Raw genomic sequence first — 16,527 nt, forward strand, 5'->3', positions numbered from 1 at the left:
GTTTTTAGTTTTGCTTGCTTTAATATACTGCCCTAAGTACCAACCATCTTCCTGGAGCAGCCGGAGAATATCCCTCACCTTCATCCCATTGCTTTCAACAACCTTCCTGGATTCAATTTTGGATTCTTATCCCTGGCTGGTACCGACATTATTTTCCGCTTTGTTATCCGGGATGCACTCAAACAGATCCCCTGGCTGGCAGTTGAGCGCGGCACAGATCTTTTCCATAACCTCAAAGGTTACTCCTTTGGCCCTTTCGTGGTTCGGTAAGGGATGCGCGAAGCTGGGTTACCTGGCCGCCGGTCATGCGGCGGTGGTAGCTCCAGTGCTGGACAGGCTGGGCGGCAAGCTCCGGGGCAACCTGGAGGCCATCACGGGCGGCAATGGCCGGCGGTACGGCGTAAACATCAGCTTACCCTGGCAACTGATACCGGCCGGGCGGCTTAACGGCCGCCCCCTTACATAACCCCAACGGTGGCCAGGGTAAGAAACGAGAACGGCCCGACAAAGACAAAACTGGTATACGAGGAACCAAAGACGGAGAAAAGCAAGGCCAGTGTTCCAATCTCGGAGAATGTTTTGCGTGAGCTGCGGGAGCACAAGAAGAGGCAAAACAAGGAACGGCTTTTCTTTGGCCCGAAATACCACAACAACGACCTGGTTTTCTGTACGCCAGGACGGCAGGCAGCTTGACCCGAAAAACTTTTACCGGCGGTACAAGCGGCTTTTGAAAAAAGCGGGTGTCCCGGACGTGAGTTTCCACACCCTCCGCCACACCTTTGCGACCCTGCTTCTTGAGGCTGGCGAAGAAATGAAAACGGTGCAGGAAATCCTCCGGCATACCCGCTTGAGCACAACCGCCGATATTTACACCAAAGTCACCGAAAAGCTGAAAAAGAAAGCTGCAAACAAGATTAACGATATCCTCTCCCAAAGAAAAAAACAATCCGGTTAAGCCGGGTTAATTTTCATTGCAGTAAGATTGCAGTAAATTTGGCCTCCGGGAACTTTTTCCAAACCCCGGAGGCCTTGATTTTCCTGGTGGGCACGGCTGGTTTCGAACCAGCGACCTCTTGAATGTGAGTCAAGCGCTCTCCCACTGAGCTACGCGCCCGTCTTGTAGTTTTACCGCGGGGCCAACCCGCTTGCATGTGTTATTTTAGCATATTTGCCGGCCAAACGCAAGAGGGGGTCACCTGTTTTTTCGTTACACCCTCCAAAGCTTAAAAACTGCAGCGTTTATTTTCCCGGCCTTGTTGCTCCGGAAGCAACCGTATATGGCTATTTTTTAACACTTTTCGATAATCAGGCAGCCACTTTCCTTTTTTACCACCGGCACCACCCGGTATATGTTCAGGGAAGCGCACCAGTCCAGATCAGCCGCCAGCCCCATGTTTAAAAGCCTGCGCCCGTGGCGGGAGTGGTCAAAAGCCCGGCGGGGGTTGTCCCGGTAGGTTCGGGCCAGGTGCAGGGCGGCTACGGCGAAGTCAGTGAGGTCCAGGGAGGAAGGAGGCCGGTGGTTTGAAGAAAGCCAGCCCGGGGCCAGCATCTCCACAATCTCCAGCACCACCATTCCCGCCGCCAGGGTATCCTCCAGGGAAAACTTGCCCTGCGTGCCCGCGCAAACCATGGTTATATCCCTGCCCAGGCGGCAGGCCTTTTGGGCCACGGTTCGGGCATTGAGCAGGCTTCCCACCAGCACGGTGTGGGCCCCTTTTGCCGCGCCGTTCAGGGCCCGGGTGCCGTTGCTGGTGGTAAGGACCAGCACTTTACCGCCCACCACTTCCGGCGGGTATTCCAGGGGAGAGTTGCCGTGAGGAAAGCCGGGGATTATTTGACCGCCCCGCTCACCTGCCAGCAGTACCGGTATGTTTTCCCCGGCCAGCCTGCCCGCCAGCTCTATAGCTCCGGCCGCGTCTACCACCGGAACCACCCTCCGGCAGCCGTGGGCCAGGGCAGTGACAATGGTGCTTGTGGCCCGCAACACATCAAAAACCACCGCGGTACGCCCGGCCAGTTCGGCCGGGACTATACTTTCAGCGGTGGGAAGAAGGTCGATGCGCATGACTGAAAACCCTCCATTAGTTTATCAGGAAATGGCTTCCCGGGGCGGGGGAATTGGTGTACCTTCCTTCTACGCGGAATTTCCCGGTGGGTATGCTACATTCCAAAAGGATTTTAAAAGACGGTTGTGGAAAAAATAAGTAATAACCAGCGGCGCCTGCCGGCGGCCCGGGGAGGATGGTTCATGCAACTTCACCTGCGCAAGAGATACAAGCATTTTGCCCGCTACCGGGAAATTGCCAACGTCCTGGTGCGCCACGGTTTCGGGTACCTGGCACACCAGTTGGGTCTTGGCGAGTTCCTGGGCCCTGGCCGCCGGCACAAACCGGCACGCCAGGCCCCCGTGGTGGAACGGCCTTCCCCGCCCGAAAGGCTGCGCCTGGCCCTGGAGGAACTGGGCCCAACTTTTATCAAGATGGGACAGGTGCTTTCCACCCGCTCCGATCTGCTGGCCCCGGAATATATTGCCGAGCTGGAAAAGCTCCAGGACCGGGTGCCCCCTTTCCCCTTTGCCCAGGTGCGGGAACGCATTCAAATGGAGCTGGGGCTGCCCCTGGAGGAAATCTTCGCCCATTTCGAAGCTACCCCCCTGGCCGCCGCTTCCATCGGCCAGGTCCACCGGGCAAACCTGCGGGACGGCAGGCCGGTGGTGGTCAAGGTCCAGCGACCGGGCACGGAAAAAATTCTCTCCACAGATATAGAAATCCTCCATGATGTGGCCCGGCTGGTGGACAGGCACGGACCCTGGCGGGAGCTTTACCGCTTCGAGGAAATGGTGGAGGAGTTTGAAAAGATCCTGCGGGAAGAGATGGATTTCACTGTGGAAGGGCGCCATGCCGATACCTTTCGCCAGCATTTTGCCGGCGACAACACGGTGTATTTCCCGGGGGTGTACTGGGAATACACCACCAGCAAGGTGCTGACCATGGAATACGTAGAGGGAGTGAAACTGACCAACCCGGAAGAGCTGGCCCGCCGGGGCATTGACCGGCGGGTGGTGGCCCGGCACCTCGCCGGCGCCCTGCTGCGACAGATCCTGCTGCACGGTTTTTTCCACGGCGACCCCCACCCGGGCAACCTGGCCGCCCTGCCCGGCGGGAGGGTGGCCTTTATGGACTTTGGCATTGTGGGGCGCCTGCATGAAGAGATGCGGGAAAAAATCGGCGCTCTGGTTTTGGGATTGGTCCGGCGCAGCACTTCCCAGGTGGTACGGGCGGTGGAAGACCTGGGCGTGGTGCCGCCCCATGTGGACCGGGCCGCCCTGCACCGGGATATTGACGCCCTGAGGGAAAAATATTATGAAATCCCCTTGAGCCGGATTAGCCTGGCCGAATCTTTAGGGGATGTAATGGCGGTGGCCTTCAAATACCGTATCCGCGTTCCCACCCAGTTCACCCTGCTGGTGAAGTCCCTGGTTACCGCTGAAGGATTAGTTGCGCAGCTGGATCCGGCATTAAGCATCGTGGAGATTGCCCGGCCCATGGGCAAACGCCTGCTGGCGCGCCGTTTCAGCCTGCCGGGGATAAAAAGGCTGGTGCTGGAGCACCTGGAAGACTACCACCAGCTTTTGACCCACCTGCCCCACCGCCTGGACAGGGTGCTGGATCTGGCCGCAGGGGGTGAATTAAAAATAAAAGCGGTAAACCCGGACCTGGACCGCATGTTTGGCCAGCTCAACGCCATGGTTAACCGCCTGGTCCTGGGTATCCTTCTGGGTTCTTTGATCGTGGGTTCTTCTCTACTGCTGGGGCGGGGTTATACCATTCTCTGGGGTCTGCCTGTAGTAGAGGCCGCTTTTGTTGTCGGGGGAGTGCTGGGCATGACCCTGATCTTTTCCATTTTGCGTTCCCGGAGATTTTAGTTTTGATGGGTTTAAATCCCCGGCGGACGCAGGCCCGGGATCATGATGACCATCAAGGCCAGAAGCAGTACAAAAAGGATAAATCTATGCATAAAAACACCTCCACATCACAGGTTTGTCATATTGATCATTTTACCCCACAAATGTGTAAAACTTACTGCATTTGTGTTAAAAATTTATTAACTTTTGCTTAAAGAAATAAGCCCTGCTCCGGGCAGGGCCTGTTTCTGTATAGAAAATGGAAGTTACAAAATCTGTCATTTAGCTAAGTATTCAACTAGTAAGTAAATGTAAAACTATCCAGGATCCGGCTAACAGGACGTGATTGCAGCCAGCTGTTCGGCACCCAGGATTCAAAGAAGTAAAGGGCGCCGTTGGTGGGGTCAACCCCGTTGAGGGCATCCAGCGCGGCCCGTCTGGCTTCCTCGCTGGCCGGACGGTTGATCCAGCCGTTTAATACGGGCTCAAACTGGTAAGATCCAGTTTCGTCCACCTGGTAAATGACCCCGGGAATGGTATTCGGGAAAATGCCGCTTTTTACGCGGTTCAATACCACTGCTCCTACTGCAACCTTGGTGATGTAGGATTCGGAATCGGCTTCAGCGGTAATCAACCGTGCCAGAAGGTCAAAGTCGGAACGGCTATAATTAACGGGACCGGAGCTGATGGCACCCCGGCTTACCGGCGCCGGGCTTGTCCCCCAGCTATTCGCAGCGGGGATAATCAGTTTCTGTCCCGGGTAGATCATGTCACTTCCAAGACCGTTGGCTGCTTTTATTGACTGAAAGCTCACGCCATAACGCAGGCCAATCAGATAAAGGGTATCCCCGGGCTGCACGGTATATGTAACCGGACTTCTCTTTTCATTCCCTTCCGGAATGTAAAGTTGCTGCCCCGGGTAAATCAGGTCGGTGTAAAGACCGTTGGCCCGGCGCAGGGCATCCACGGTGGTTCCGTAGGCGCGGCTGATCAGGAACAGGGATTCACCGGGGCTGACGGTATGGGTGGCCGCCGCAGCAGCACCCACGGGTAGCAACACGAGTGCCGCCAGAACTGCCAGAAAGTAACGGGCGTAAAGCAATAGCCTGTTCATTTTTCCCTCCTCCGGCCTCCGGGGTTAGTTGATGGGTTCGGGTAGAGGGTACCCTACCGCGCGTCTTGTTTTCACCTCCTCAATAACGCACGGATTCACCCCGTTCCGGGTAAAAATTCCCCCGTACCCCGGGCTTTCCGGGGATTCGGCCACTGGTAATTCTATTACAAGTGTAATTATACAGGCTTGTCGCTAGAAATGCCAAGTGACAAATAATACCAGGTTGGCAGTGCCCCGGCATGAACAGGATACGGTGGTAATTATCCCTTGCGGCTGTTTTACCTGCTTTTCTTCAGCCTTGCCCTGATCCTGGCGTTAATCTGCTCCATCAGAAAGATGGTGTTAAAAACATGGTGCAACTGTACGGCAATACTTTCTACGGGCCGGTCCAGGGAAACCAGATGGGGCTCTACCACCAGTTCCACGCCATAGGTGGACTCCATCCGGCTTTTAAAGGCGTGCAAAATGGCCTCCCTGGTACTCTCGTCGCCTACATGCAACCAGGGAGAAAAAGGGTCGATCTCCTCCTGTTTTACGTGTTCTTTGATCAATGCTATCAACGCATCGCGGAATTGTTCGAAGCCGGGCCGTTTAGATGCGGACAAGGAAATTCCCCCCTTCGAACAGGGACGTTACGAAGGTTTTGTCTTAATTTCCAGGGCCCGGGCACCCACCGGGCTGGGCTCCAAAACCAGGGCCCGGGCCATAATACCGTTTTCCCGGAAGGTATCCTTCATCACCCGGGCAATAAACTCCAGATTGCTGTCGGCCAGGGCAATTAAACTCGGTCCGGCACCGCTTAAGCAAACTCCCCGGGCTCCGGCCAGGCGGGCGGCCGCCAGCACTTTTTTCATTCCGGGTACCAGGGAGGCACGGTATGGCTGGTGGATCCTGTCCTCCATGGCCGTGGCCAGCAGGTCCAGTTTGCCCTGCTGCAGGGCGGTCACCAGCAGGGCCACCCGTCCCAGGTTAAAAACGGCATCCGCCAGGCTGACGTGCTGGGGCAACACCTCCCGGGCGGCCCTGGTACTCAGGTGGAAATCGGGTATGGCCACCGCCACCTTCAAACCCGCAGGGGGATCAATTTTCACATAGCGGATCTCTCCTTCCACCGTAGTGGAAATAACAATGCCGCCCAGAAGGGCCGGGGCCACATTATCGGGATGACCCTCGAGCTCCGAGGCCATGTTGAGCAACTCCCGGCAGGAAAGCTTGTTTCCGGAAAGAATGTTGGCCGCCACCAGCCCGCCCACAATGGCCGAGGCACTGCTGCCCAGTCCCCGGGCTACCGGAATGTGATTGATCAAACGGATGCGCAGGCCCCCGGGATCAAAGCCCACCTGTTTGAAGAGATACATGGCTGCCCGGTAAACCACGTTGCTTTCGTCCCGGGCAATGTCCTGGACACCCTCCCCGTGCACCTCAATAGCCAGGCCGCCGGGCAGGCGTACCATTTCTACTATGTTGTAAAACTTCAAGGCCATCCCCAGGCAGTCAAACCCGGGGCCCAGGTTGGCCGTGGTGGCAGGTACCTGCACGCGGACCATTCTCCTACCCTGCCCCCTTCTACTCACCTTCTACCCGGATACAACTGGCGATCCGGTCAACCGAACTCAGGCATTCCACCAGGCGTAGTGCGTCCTGGAGGTTTTGTTCCCGCACCCGGTGGGTAACCATCACGATTTCCGCCCTGTCGCCATCGGTGTGCTTTTGGATTACCGAAGCCAGGCTGACTTCCTTATCCCCAAAGGCATAGGCTATTGCAGCCAGCACTCCCGGTCTGTCGGCCACCGTCAGGCGAATGTAAAACTTGCTTTCGGTCATGGCCATGGGCTTGATTGGTTTTTCTTCGTAACAGGTGCAGCCGATGAAGCCCGGCATCTTATGCAAAATGTGGCGGGCCGCGTCCATGATGTCTGCCGCGACGGCACTTCCAGTGGGCAATTCCCCCGCACCCCGGCCGTAAAACATGGTGTCACCCACGGCATCGCCCCGGACGAAAATGGCGTTAAACACGTCGTTAACTGAAGCCAGGGGGTGATTTTGAGGAATCATGGTGGGATGCACCCGCACCTCGATGCCCTCGGGAGTTTCCTTGGCAATGGCCAGCAACTTGATCACATAATTCAGCTCCCGGGCGTAGGCAATATCCCTGGCGGTGATTTTGCTGATGCCTTCCACGTAGACATCGTTTAAGGTGATGCGGGAGTTAAAAGCAATGGAGGCAAGGATGGCCAGCTTGCGCGCCGCGTCCAGCCCCTCCACGTCGGCGGTGGGATCGGCTTCGGCGTAACCTTTGGCCTGCGCTTCCTGCAGTGCCCGGTCGAAATCCACTCCTTCCCGGGTCATTTTGCTCAACATGTAGTTGGTTGTACCGTTGATAATGCCCATAATCTCCTGAATGCGGTTGGCCGCCAGGCATTGTTTTAAAGGACGGATAATGGGGATGCCACCGGCCACGCTGCCCTCAAAGAGGAGGCCGGCACCGCTGGCCGCGGCGGCGGCAAAGAGTTCCTTACCGTGCAGGGCAATCATGTCCTTGTTGGCCGTAACCACACTTTTGCCCCGCTTAAGGGCGGCCATGACATAATCCAGCGCCGGGTGGATACCTCCCATTACCTCCACCACAATGGCTATTTCCGGGTCGTCCAGGATGTCCTGGTAATTATCAGTAAGCAGGGCCGGGTCCAGCGGGATGCCCCGGTCCCTGGTCAGATCGCGGACAAGGATGCGGGAAATTTCAACGGGCGTCCCGACCTTATGGGCAATGTTTTCCGCATTGCCGGTAAGAATGCGGTAGACCCCGCGGCCTACCGTTCCCAGGCCTAAAAGCGCTATTTTTACCGGTTGTTGCAAAACCCTCTCTCCTTCCTTCAAACACTTGTCCTTCGTCCAGCCATGAATATTTTATCATCGTCAACTGGTTGAGGGCAAATAAAAAACCGGCCTGGGACCGGTTAGATAATTATACAGATAAGCCCACCGCTTCCCTCGTTGACGATGCGCTGGATGGTTTCCTGCAGTTTTGCCCGGGCATTTTCCGGCATGCGATAGAGTTTGTTTTGAATTCCTTCCCTGACCAGATCATGTACGGACTTGCCAAATATCTCGGATTGCCAGATCTTTTGCGGGTTGGATTCAAATTCGGTGAGCATGTAACGAACCAGTTCTTCGCATTGCCGTTCAGTACCGATAATGGGAGTAATTTCGGTGGCAATATCCGCCCTGATCATGTGAATGGAAGGAGCCGTTGCCTTAAGCTTGACACCAAAGCGGCTGCCCTGGCGTATTAACTGGGGCTCCTCCAAAACCATCTCGTCCAGGCTGGGAGTTACCACCCCGTAGCCGGCTTCCCGCACTTCCGCCAGAGCCTGGGCCACCTTGTCGTACTCCCGCTTGGCCACGGCCAGTTCCTTGACCAGCCTGAACAGTTCATGGTCTCCGCTGATCTTAAAGCCGGATTCTTCGCTCAAGACCTGGAAGAAAAGCTCCTGGGGGGAGGTTATTTCAATGGCGGCCACCCCGGTACCCATGTCCATTTTGGTGATCCTGACCGACTCGACAAAATCGCAGTCTCCCAGCCTTTCCACCGCGCCGTTAATATCCCGTAAACGGCGCACGTTCTGGATGGTCTCGCGAACCGAATCCTCCACTTTTTGCCTTAACCAGTGGTTGCTGTCCAGTTCCTCCACCCATTGCGGGAGCAGTACGTTAACCTCATTGACGGGAAATTCCATCAGTACCGTTTCCAGAATAAAAAGGGCGTCCTGCTGGGTCATCTGCAGGCAGTCCACCGGCAAAACGGGAACATCGTATTTTTCGGCCAGTTCTTCGGCCAGGGCTATCGTTTGAGGGTCCCGGGGACGGGTGCTGTTCAAAAGCACCAGAAAGGGACGGTTGATGTCCTTGAACTCGACAATAACCCTCTCTTCCGCTTCAACATAATTTTCCCGTGGGATGTCGGTAATGCTACCGTCGGTGGTAACCACCACACCCATGGTGGAGTGGTCCGCAATCACCTTGCGGGTGCCGATCTCCGCCGCCTCCTGGAAAGGAATGGGCTCGTCAAACCAGGGGGTTGATACCATCCGCGGGCCGCTTTCATCCTCGTAGCCCAGGGCGCCATCCACCCGGTAACCCACGCAGTCAACCAGGCGCATTTTTACCTTGAGGTTGGGCGAAATGGTTATTTCCACAGCTTCATTGGGCACGAATTTGGGTTCGGTAGTCATTACCGTCCTGCCGGCACCACTCTGGGGCAGCTCATCCTTGGCCCGTTCCCGGTCGTAGGGATTTTCGATGTTCGGAATCATCAACAGCTCGGCAAAACGCTTGATAAAAGTGGACTTGCCCGTGCGGACGCCGCCACTTACGCCCAGGTAGATATCGCCGCCGGTACGTTCCGCGATATCCCGGAAGATATCCACTTTTTCCATGGACGTATTCCCTCCTTAAAAGGTTTTACAGCCGGGAGCTTTCGAACCTGGTTTTTCCAATGGCATACATTAACAATATATATATATTAAACCCCCGCTGGAATATGACCGGGGGTAACTTTTTTTTGGCGGGATTTCCACGCGGTTGGTTTTAGTTTCAGGAAAAAAATTGGTTGCCCCGGCAGGAATTCTGTTATTGGTGTCGAACAATCTTTAAAAGAAGAAGAAGTTGTCAGGAAAGGGGAGTGATGCATGAAAAGGATGCCTTGCCCGCCGGTAAAGGCAGGGCTCCTGTGGCGGGCCTTTCTGTTGGGCTTTTTACTGGTGTGCCTGGTTCCGTCGGTTTCGTGGGCTGACCTCAAGCACACGGTGGCGGCCGGTGAGACACTTTACGAACTCAGCCGGCGGTATGGGACTACCGTTGAGGCTCTGCAGGCAGCCAATGGATTAAACGGGCACCTGATCTACCCTGGTCAGACACTGATTATCCCCGGTCCGGAAAAGGCAAAGCCGACCCGGAACACCGTGGCGGCCGGCAAATATACCCGTGCCGGGGTTAACAGATACACCGTCCGTCCGGGGGATTCACTGTATGTGATTGCACAGCGTTACGGCGTGCGTGAACAGGCAATCAGGGAGGCCAATAATTTAACCTCCGACCTTATTTTTCCGGGACAGGTTCTGGTTATCCCCGGTGGCACCGCCCGGGTGTCCCCCGACCGCCAGGTTTCCCGCGGCGAAACGGCCGACGTAAGGGCAGTACTGGCCATGGCTGTTTCCCTGCTGGGCAAGCCCTATGTCTACGGGGGCAGTGGCCCGGAAGCTTTTGACTGCTCCGGTTTTACTTCCTATGTGTTCCGGGAAACAGCAGGAATAAATTTACCCCATAACGCGGCTGCTCAAGCCCGGCTCGGCACCCGGGTTGGTCGCGATGATTTGTCCCCCGGGGACCTGGTTTTCTTCAGCTACTACGGCAGCGGTGATATTGACCATGTAGGTATTTATGTGGGCCAGGACCGGTTTATTCATGCTTCTTCCAGACAAGGGGTAAAATATTCCTCCCTCAACGAGTCTTACTATGCCGCCAATTACCGGGGAGCAACCAGGATACTGCGTTAATCCAAAAAAACGCCCGCTTTGGACAGGCGGGCGTCTGCTATTTCCGGGTTTTTTCACGCCACAGTGCGGCGGCCAGGGCCACCTCCTCCATTTCGCGCCGGCGGCCCCTGCTCATCAGGTTGACCACCGCTTCCCGGGGGGACAATCCCTCAAAAAGCACCCGGTACATCTGTTCGGTAATGGGCATTTCCACCCGGTACCGGGCCGCCAGGCGGTAGGCCGCCCGGGTGGTACGCACCCCTTCCACCACCATCTGTACACTGGCCACCGCTTCGGAAAGGCTCTTCCCCCGGCCGATTTCGATCCCGGCCCGGCGGTTGCGGCTGTGCATGCTGGTGCAGGTGACAATTAAATCCCCCACCCCGGCCAGACCGGCAAAAGTGAGGGGGTTGGCTCCCATGGCCAGCCCCAGGCGGGTGATTTCGGCCAGGCCCCGGGTCATTAAAGCTGCTTTGGTGTTGTCCCCAAAACCCAGCCCGTCGGCAATACCTGTGCCCAGGGCAATAATGTTTTTCAGGGCACCCCCCAGCTCTACCCCGGCCACGTCGGGGTTGGTATAAACCCGGAAGTTGCCGGTCATGAACAGGTCCTGGGCGGCCTCTGCCGCCGCCATATCCCGGCCGGCCACCACGACGGCGGTAGGAATTCCCCGCCCTACTTCTTCGGCGTGACTGGGTCCGGAAAGGACCACGTAACGGTTGGTTTCCTCTTCCCCGGCTTCCGCAACAAATACCCGGGAAAGGGTGAGGAGGCTGTCTTCTTCAATGCCCTTGGCCGCATTGATCAACAGTGCCCGGGCCGGCAGGTGCGGGAGTGACGCGCGCAGGACTTCGCGAAAAGCATGGGAAGGTACGCTGAAAATAACCGCCCGGGCGTTTTTTACCACCGCGGGAAGATCCGTGGTCACACGCACGTTTTGGGGGAGAGAAACTCCCGGCAGGTAGCGGCTGTTCTGACCTTCGGTATTAATTTGGGCGGCCAGATCCGCCCGGCGCGACCACATGTCCACCGGTATTCCTTTGCCGGCCAGCAGCACGGCCAGGGCCGTGGCCCAACTGCCGGCTCCCAGGATGGCTACCTTTTGTTTCACAACCGCCAACCCTTCCTTTTAACGGATTTTGGATTCGGTGCCGGCCAGCAGCCGGCGGATATTGGGCATGTGCTTGTATACGGCTATAACCGCCACCACCAGGGCAAAAGCCAGGTATTCACGGGGCCGGCGTAAAAGGAGCATCCACAGGGGCATTGAAACGGCAGCCACTATGGAACCCAGGGAGACGTAACGAAAAGCCGCCACCACTACCAGCCACAGCCCAAGGGCCAGAAGGGCGGCCGCCGGAGTAAGGCCGAGGAAAACTCCCAGGCCGGTGGCAATAATTTTTCCTCCCCTGAAGCCCAGGAATACCGGCCAGCCGTGCCCGGCGATTACGGCCAGGCCACAGGCCAGCTCGAGACCGTGTCCCCCCAGGTGACGCCCCAGGAGTACGGCCGCGAAACCCTTGCCGGTATCACCGATGAGGGCGATTGCGCCCGCCGCAGGGCCCAGGTTCCGCCAGACATTGGTGGTTCCGATATTGCCGCTGCCGTGTTGCCGGATATCTACCCCCCGGGCGCGTCCCAGCAGGTAGCCCGCGGGAATTGAGCCAATCAGATAGCTGACCACCACAGCCAGAACAGCCATTTTTCTCCCCCCTTTCAATCCCGCTGCCGCAGTACAAAGCGGATGGGCGTTCCCTCAAAGCCAAAGGCCGCCCGGAGCTGGTTTTCCAGGTAGCGCAGGTAAGAAAAGTGCATCAACTCCGGGTAGTTGACAAACAGGATGAAAGTGGGTGGTTTTACCCCGCCCTGGGTGGCGTAGAGTATTTTCAAGCGCCGGTTTTTATCGGCCGGCGGCGGGTTATGCAAAACGGCGTCCCTGATCAGCCTGTTCAGCTCTGACGTGCTGATGCGCAAGCACTGCTGCTGTGCCACCAGGTCGACCATTTCCAAAAGCCTGTGCACCCGCTTTCCGGTAAGGGCGGAGATGAAAACTACCGGGGCATAGGTCATGAAGGCCAGTTCCCGGCGAATCAGTTCGGTGAAGCGCTGGGAGGTACGGGTATCCTTTTCCACCAGGTCCCATTTGTTCACTGCCAGCACGCTGGCCTTGCCCTCTTCGTGGGCATAGCCGGCAATACGCTTGTCCTGATCGGTTACGCCTTCCAGGGCGTCCAGCACCACCAGGGCCACCTCGCAGCGGTCTACCGCCCTCAAGGAACGAATTACGCTGTATTTTTCTATGGCCTCCTCTATGCGGCTCTTTCGCCGGATGCCGGCCGTATCAACCAGCATGTAGCGGCGCCCTTCCCGCTCAAAATAGGTGTCAATGGCGTCCCGGGTGGTACCGGGGATGCCGCTCACGATCACCCGCTCTTCACCCAGAATGGCATTGACCAGGGAAGACTTGCCCACATTGGGCCGCCCGATGACGGCAATGCGGATGGTATCGGGTTCCCCTTCCTCCGCGGTTACGGGAGGCAAAACCGACACCAGGCGGTCCAGCAAGTCCCCGGTGTTCATCCCCTGGGCGGCCGAAATGGGGATGGGCTCGCCCAGGCCCAGGCGGAAAAAGTCCACAAGCTGACCGGTGCGCTGGAAATTTTCCACCTTGTTGGCCACCAGCAATACGGGCTTGCTGGTTCGCCGCAGCAGGGCGGCCACGTCCTCATCCGTACTCGTTAATCCCGCCCGGGCGTCCACCAGGAAAAGCACCACGTCGGCTTCTTCTATGGCCAGCTCTACCTGCCGCCGCACCTGCCGGGGAATATCCCCCGATTCCACAAAGTCCAGCCCGCCGGTATCTACGAGGGTAAAAACGCGCCCGGCCCACTCGGCATCCTGATAGAGCCGGTCCCGGGTTATTCCGGGCTTATCTTCCACTATGGCTATGCGGCTCCCCACCAGGCGGTTAAAAAGGGTGGATTTTCCCACATTGGGGCGCCCCACAATGGCTACTATCGGCTTTGACAAGGGCAGGATCCCTCCCTTTCCAAACAGGCCTCTACCAGTTCCGCCGGTCCATCAACCACTATCACGGGGCGGTCCAGGCGGCTGGAAAGTTCCGGCACAGTCATACCATCCAGAAAAACCTGCTCCGGCCGGCGCAGCATGACTGCGGGCAGGATTAAGGTTTGTCCCGGATTGCGGCATTGAAGGGCGGCTACAATGTCTTTTCCGGAAACAAGGCCGGCCACGGTCACCTGCGGTCCAAACAAACGGTTGGGGATGACGGCCAGTTCCACCGCCAGATTGTTGATTTCATTTAACCTGGCCGCCACCGGCGCCAGGACTCCTTCGGCCAGCACCCCCGTGGCCACGGTCACCCTCCGGGGGGAGGGCAGTGCCCGGGGCAGGGACCGGGAGATCTTCTCCCATTCATCCAGAAAGAGACGCACCAGTCCCACACCGTTTTCCGTCTGGGGAAAGTCGTCGTAACGCAGGGCAGGGGGAACTTTTCTTTCCGCCAGCAGGTAAAATTCATCGCCGGCAAAAACCACCGCGTGGGCGCAGCGTTCCAGGCAATGGTCCTGCCAGGTTTGTACCTGTTCCACTACCCGGGCCGCCTCTTCCCGGGTGAAGGGCCGCAGGGGGAAAAGCCCCTCCCGGTAACGGGTGAGACCCACCGGTACTATGGCCACGGAACGTACCGCCGGCCAGAGGTTCACCAGGTCCCTCACGGTGCGTTCCAGTTCCACCCCATCGTTTATCCCCGGGCACAGGACCACCTGGGTATGCATTTCAATTCCCCCCCGGGCCAGCCGGTGCAGTTGCTCCATGATCTTGCCGGCCCGGGGGTGGCCGAGCATTTTTTCCCTTAAAGCGGGGCTGGTGGTGTGCACCGATATGTAAAGGGGGGACAACCGCAGCCGGATGATCCGTTCCAGATCCCTCTCTCTCAAGTTGGTCAGGGTAATAAAGTTCCCCTGGGTGAAGGAAAGGCGGTAGTCGTCGTCTTTTATGTACAGGGTGGGGCGCAGGCCCCGGGGCATTTGATCGACAAAACAGAAAAGGCAGCGGTTCTGGCAGCGGCGGATGGGTTCCAGTCCTCCGCCGGCAAAATCCACGCCCAGGTCGTCGTCGTAATCCTTTTCCACGTCGTAGAGCCATTCCTCACCGTTGGCTTTGATCAGGGTAAGCGTCAGTTCTTCTTCACAGGTCAAAAAGCGGTAGTCCAGAATGTCCTCCACCGGCAGGCCGTTTACGGCCACCAGCCGGTCCCCCGGTTCCATGCCCAGTTCGGCGGCAATGCTGCCGGGGGCTACTCTTTCTATTACGAGACCCTGCGCCGCCATCATCGTCACCTTTCGCTGGAAAAAACGTCACCATACGTAACAAAACTTTACCATACCATACGTCTGTATTATATTGTAACTTCACCCATTGTCGCAAGCCGAAACTGGGGATACGTCCGTATAAAGATTCAGTAGGTAACTCTGTTCTGAAAATATACTCGCCTGCCGTTTGCACGCGCTCGCTCCGTTCGCCTCGCAGGCCAAACTAGCGCTCGACCTCGGGCTCCGGCGGGGTTCCCGGCCCATTCGGCATCCATGCCTCAGGGGCCGGCCTCGGGCATCCATGCCCTCGGCCCCGCCTCCACCCTCGGTCTCGCTAAGTTTGCCCAGCACTCAACAGGCTTCGAATGATGACCGACTAAACACAATCACTTTCGAGTCTGTTGAGTGCTGGGTCAAGGTCGCTCGCTTCGTGCAAAACGGCGGCTATTTTTCCTCTATTGGTGGCGCTGAGTGCGTCATGGACGCCTGCTTTAATTTTACACGGCCCTGGGGATACTTCAGAAAGCCACGCACCAAAGATGTTTCTCAGTGCTTCACAATGATGTAGACGCCGTTTTCCAGGTCGTGGACCATGGCGTCCAGGGTGCGGGCCAGATAACGGGCCATCTTGACCTGTTCTTCCTGGTTGCGGGCAAAAAAAATAGGCGCTCCTCCGGCGACAATATCCATGTTCAAGGTTACCACGGCCAGTATGCGTTCTGCCATTGCCATCCTCTCCCTCGTCTTTTACCTGGCGGCCATGCGTCCCGCTTCGGTTTTCAAGGGCCTGGAGCGGGCGCTTTCCAGTACGGGAGTGCGCTTCACCGCCAGGATCAAAGCATCCATGTCCCTTTCCACCGGCACCGTGTACAGTCCCACCGCCCCGCTGTCGGGGTCGATGCGGGCCAGAGGGGTGAATTCGGGAAGATCCACGTCCTTTTTGGTTCCCAGGAGCACCGTGACGGTGTGGGCCATGGCCTGGCGCTGTCCCAGATCATGGATGGTGGCCCGGGCATCGGCATTCTTTGGTTTGATTAAAACCGCCAGGCCTTCAGCCGTAATCTTTTCGCGCATTTCCGTTAAACCAATATTGATAAACCCTATGTTTTCCACCATGAGGATGGAATCTTTAAACCATATTCTGGCCGGGACAACCTCGCATATATCCCCGATGGTCTCCCCGGCCATAAAGGTGCGCACAAAGAGGATGGCCAGCAGGGCCATGATAACCGCCGCCGGGGTCTTCCCCAGTTCGTAGGCAATGCTGGTAAAAAGGGCGCAGGCCATGGTCAGGTAGTTGCGGGCTTCAAAGGTGCGGGCTATCCCCTCGATATAATCGCTGCCCCGCTTGACCAGCTCGTTTTCGTCCAGATGTTCCAGGGTTTTTCTTTCGATACCACGGATTTCCCGGAACTGGCTGGCAGCCAGGGCCAGAAAGGTCACCGCCGTATAATCCGGTTTCAGGATGGCCGGGATGGCCACCGCCCCCAGGGCCGAGGCAATAAAACCCAGGGACAGGTGGGAGAGATAGCCGTGGGGGTAGCCGGGATACTGGCGGTAGTCCAGCCGCAGCATGACCATGCGGGCCACAGTCCCGGCCAGTGTCCCGGCAATGATGGTACCAAGGTAATGTTCCAATTT

The 16,527-nt window shown here is 57.4% G+C and carries 18 protein-coding genes, 1 tRNA gene and 1 riboswitch; of the genes, 5 read left to right on the forward strand and 14 right to left on the reverse strand.

Going from position 1 to position 16,527, the window contains the following annotated elements:
* Window positions 1–126: 126 nt before the first annotated feature.
* Window positions 127–228, reverse strand: coding sequence for a helix-turn-helix domain-containing protein (locus J2Z49_RS03775; protein ID WP_307399966.1), 102 nt, complete (start codon window positions 226–228; stop codon window positions 127–129).
* 19 nt (window positions 229–247) lie between these two features.
* Here J2Z49_RS03775 and J2Z49_RS03780 point away from each other — a divergent pair, with 19 nt between their 5' ends.
* The 3 genes from J2Z49_RS03780 to J2Z49_RS03790 are packed head-to-tail and all read left to right on the forward strand — an operon-like array spanning window position 248 to window position 955.
* Complete coding sequence (locus J2Z49_RS03780; protein ID WP_307399967.1) at window positions 248–466, forward strand: hypothetical protein; 219 nt, start codon at window positions 248–250, stop codon at window positions 464–466.
* Window positions 467–474: 8 nt separating this feature from the next.
* Window positions 475–693 carry a site-specific integrase gene (locus J2Z49_RS03785; RefSeq protein WP_307399969.1) on the forward strand — a complete coding sequence of 73 codons (219 nt, stop codon included), beginning with the start codon at window positions 475–477 and terminating at the stop codon, window positions 691–693.
* Window positions 632–955 (forward strand): tyrosine-type recombinase/integrase, encoded by a 324-nt coding sequence (locus J2Z49_RS03790; RefSeq protein ID WP_307399971.1) that lies wholly within the window; start codon window positions 632–634, stop codon window positions 953–955. The genes J2Z49_RS03785 and J2Z49_RS03790 overlap by 62 nt, the downstream gene beginning before the upstream one ends.
* 84 nt (window positions 956–1,039) lie before the next feature.
* On the opposite strand, the gene J2Z49_RS03795 is transcribed toward J2Z49_RS03790, so the two are convergent.
* Together J2Z49_RS03795 and J2Z49_RS03800 are read right to left on the reverse strand one after the other, a co-directional pair.
* A tRNA-Val gene (locus J2Z49_RS03795) sits at window positions 1,040–1,114 on the reverse strand.
* A gap of 174 nt (window positions 1,115–1,288) precedes the next feature.
* Window positions 1,289–2,065, reverse strand: coding sequence for a 2-phosphosulfolactate phosphatase (locus J2Z49_RS03800; RefSeq protein WP_307399973.1), 777 nt, complete (start codon window positions 2,063–2,065; stop codon window positions 1,289–1,291).
* A 126-nt stretch (window positions 2,066–2,191) separates the two neighbouring features.
* Between J2Z49_RS03800 and J2Z49_RS03805 the strand changes: the two genes are divergently transcribed.
* Complete coding sequence (locus tag J2Z49_RS03805) at window positions 2,192–3,925, forward strand: ABC1 kinase family protein (RefSeq protein ID WP_307399975.1); 1,734 nt, start codon at window positions 2,192–2,194, stop codon at window positions 3,923–3,925.
* A gap of 277 nt (window positions 3,926–4,202) precedes the next feature.
* Here J2Z49_RS03805 and J2Z49_RS03810 read toward each other — a convergent pair whose 3' ends face one another.
* The 5 genes from J2Z49_RS03810 to spoIVA all read right to left on the reverse strand — a co-directional run bounded on the left by J2Z49_RS03810 (window position 4,203) and on the right by spoIVA (window position 9,454).
* Window positions 4,203–5,018, reverse strand: coding sequence for a LysM peptidoglycan-binding domain-containing protein (locus J2Z49_RS03810; protein WP_307399977.1), 816 nt, complete (start codon window positions 5,016–5,018; stop codon window positions 4,203–4,205).
* Window positions 5,018–5,179, reverse strand: a riboswitch (cyclic di-AMP (ydaO/yuaA leader). (Overlaps the previous gene by 1 nt.)
* 117 nt (window positions 5,180–5,296) lie before the next feature.
* Window positions 5,297–5,623 carry a hypothetical protein gene (locus tag J2Z49_RS03815; RefSeq protein ID WP_307399979.1) on the reverse strand — a complete coding sequence of 109 codons (327 nt, stop codon included), beginning with the start codon at window positions 5,621–5,623 and terminating at the stop codon, window positions 5,297–5,299.
* A 27-nt stretch (window positions 5,624–5,650) separates the two neighbouring features.
* A complete protein-coding gene (gene thrB, locus J2Z49_RS03820; RefSeq protein ID WP_307399980.1) occupies window positions 5,651–6,565 on the reverse strand; it encodes a homoserine kinase in 915 nt (304 codons plus the stop codon).
* Window positions 6,566–6,584: 19 nt separating this feature from the next.
* The gene (locus tag J2Z49_RS03825) at window positions 6,585–7,874 is read right to left on the reverse strand and encodes a homoserine dehydrogenase (RefSeq protein ID WP_307399982.1); all 1,290 of its coding nucleotides are present in this window, start codon (window positions 7,872–7,874) and stop codon (window positions 6,585–6,587) included.
* Between the two features lie 101 nt (window positions 7,875–7,975).
* Complete coding sequence (spoIVA, locus tag J2Z49_RS03830) at window positions 7,976–9,454, reverse strand: stage IV sporulation protein A (protein ID WP_307399983.1); 1,479 nt, start codon at window positions 9,452–9,454, stop codon at window positions 7,976–7,978.
* Window positions 9,455–9,706: 252 nt separating this feature from the next.
* Between spoIVA and J2Z49_RS03835 the strand changes: the two genes are divergently transcribed.
* Window positions 9,707–10,573, forward strand: coding sequence for a C40 family peptidase (locus tag J2Z49_RS03835; protein WP_307399984.1), 867 nt, complete (start codon window positions 9,707–9,709; stop codon window positions 10,571–10,573).
* A gap of 37 nt (window positions 10,574–10,610) precedes the next feature.
* Here the strand turns inward: J2Z49_RS03835 and J2Z49_RS03840 are convergent, their stop codons facing one another.
* The 6 genes from J2Z49_RS03840 to J2Z49_RS03865 all read right to left on the reverse strand — a co-directional run bounded on the left by J2Z49_RS03840 (window position 10,611) and on the right by J2Z49_RS03865 (window position 16,524).
* On the reverse strand, window positions 10,611–11,672 hold the full coding sequence (locus J2Z49_RS03840) for an NAD(P)H-dependent glycerol-3-phosphate dehydrogenase (RefSeq protein WP_307399986.1): 1,062 nt from the start codon (window positions 11,670–11,672) through the stop codon (window positions 10,611–10,613).
* Between the two features lie 9 nt (window positions 11,673–11,681).
* On the reverse strand, window positions 11,682–12,254 hold the full coding sequence (plsY, locus tag J2Z49_RS03845) for a glycerol-3-phosphate 1-O-acyltransferase PlsY (RefSeq protein ID WP_307399987.1): 573 nt from the start codon (window positions 12,252–12,254) through the stop codon (window positions 11,682–11,684).
* A gap of 14 nt (window positions 12,255–12,268) precedes the next feature.
* Window positions 12,269–13,582, reverse strand: coding sequence for a ribosome biogenesis GTPase Der (der, locus tag J2Z49_RS03850; protein ID WP_307399989.1), 1,314 nt, complete (start codon window positions 13,580–13,582; stop codon window positions 12,269–12,271).
* A complete protein-coding gene (locus tag J2Z49_RS03855) occupies window positions 13,567–14,904 on the reverse strand; it encodes a DUF512 domain-containing protein (RefSeq protein WP_407650040.1) in 1,338 nt (445 codons plus the stop codon). The genes der and J2Z49_RS03855 overlap by 16 nt, the downstream gene beginning before the upstream one ends.
* A 528-nt stretch (window positions 14,905–15,432) precedes the next feature.
* Window positions 15,433–15,612, reverse strand: coding sequence for a capping complex subunit for YIEGIA (locus J2Z49_RS03860; protein WP_307399993.1), 180 nt, complete (start codon window positions 15,610–15,612; stop codon window positions 15,433–15,435).
* Window positions 15,613–15,633: 21 nt separating this feature from the next.
* Complete coding sequence (locus J2Z49_RS03865) at window positions 15,634–16,524, reverse strand: YIEGIA family protein (RefSeq protein ID WP_307399994.1); 891 nt, start codon at window positions 16,522–16,524, stop codon at window positions 15,634–15,636.
* Between the last annotated feature and the right edge of the window lie 3 nt (window positions 16,525–16,527).

Source organism: Desulfofundulus luciae, from assembly GCF_030813795.1.
In the GTDB taxonomy this organism is placed as follows: domain Bacteria; phylum Bacillota; class Desulfotomaculia; order Desulfotomaculales; family Desulfovirgulaceae; genus Desulfofundulus; species Desulfofundulus luciae.

Excerpts from the sequence above, each read along its gene's own strand:
- J2Z49_RS03775 (WP_307399966.1), bottom strand. The coding sequence starts at position 228 with ATGGAAAAGATCTGTGCCGCGCTCAACTGCCAGCCAGGGGATCTGTTT.
- J2Z49_RS03800 (WP_307399973.1), bottom strand. The coding sequence starts at position 2,065 with ATGCGCATCGACCTTCTTCCCACCGCTGAAAGTATAGTCCCGGCCGAA.
- J2Z49_RS03810 (WP_307399977.1), bottom strand. The coding sequence starts at position 5,018 with ATGAACAGGCTATTGCTTTACGCCCGTTACTTTCTGGCAGTTCTGGCG.
- thrB (WP_307399980.1), bottom strand. The coding sequence starts at position 6,565 with ATGGTCCGCGTGCAGGTACCTGCCACCACGGCCAACCTGGGCCCCGGG.
- spoIVA (WP_307399983.1), bottom strand. The coding sequence starts at position 9,454 with ATGGAAAAAGTGGATATCTTCCGGGATATCGCGGAACGTACCGGCGGC.
- J2Z49_RS03835 (WP_307399984.1), top strand. The coding sequence starts at position 9,707 with ATGAAAAGGATGCCTTGCCCGCCGGTAAAGGCAGGGCTCCTGTGGCGG.
- plsY (WP_307399987.1), bottom strand. The coding sequence starts at position 12,254 with ATGGCTGTTCTGGCTGTGGTGGTCAGCTATCTGATTGGCTCAATTCCC.
- J2Z49_RS03855 (WP_407650040.1), bottom strand. The coding sequence starts at position 14,904 with ATGGCGGCGCAGGGTCTCGTAATAGAAAGAGTAGCCCCCGGCAGCATT.
- J2Z49_RS03860 (WP_307399993.1), bottom strand. The coding sequence starts at position 15,612 with ATGGCAGAACGCATACTGGCCGTGGTAACCTTGAACATGGATATTGTC.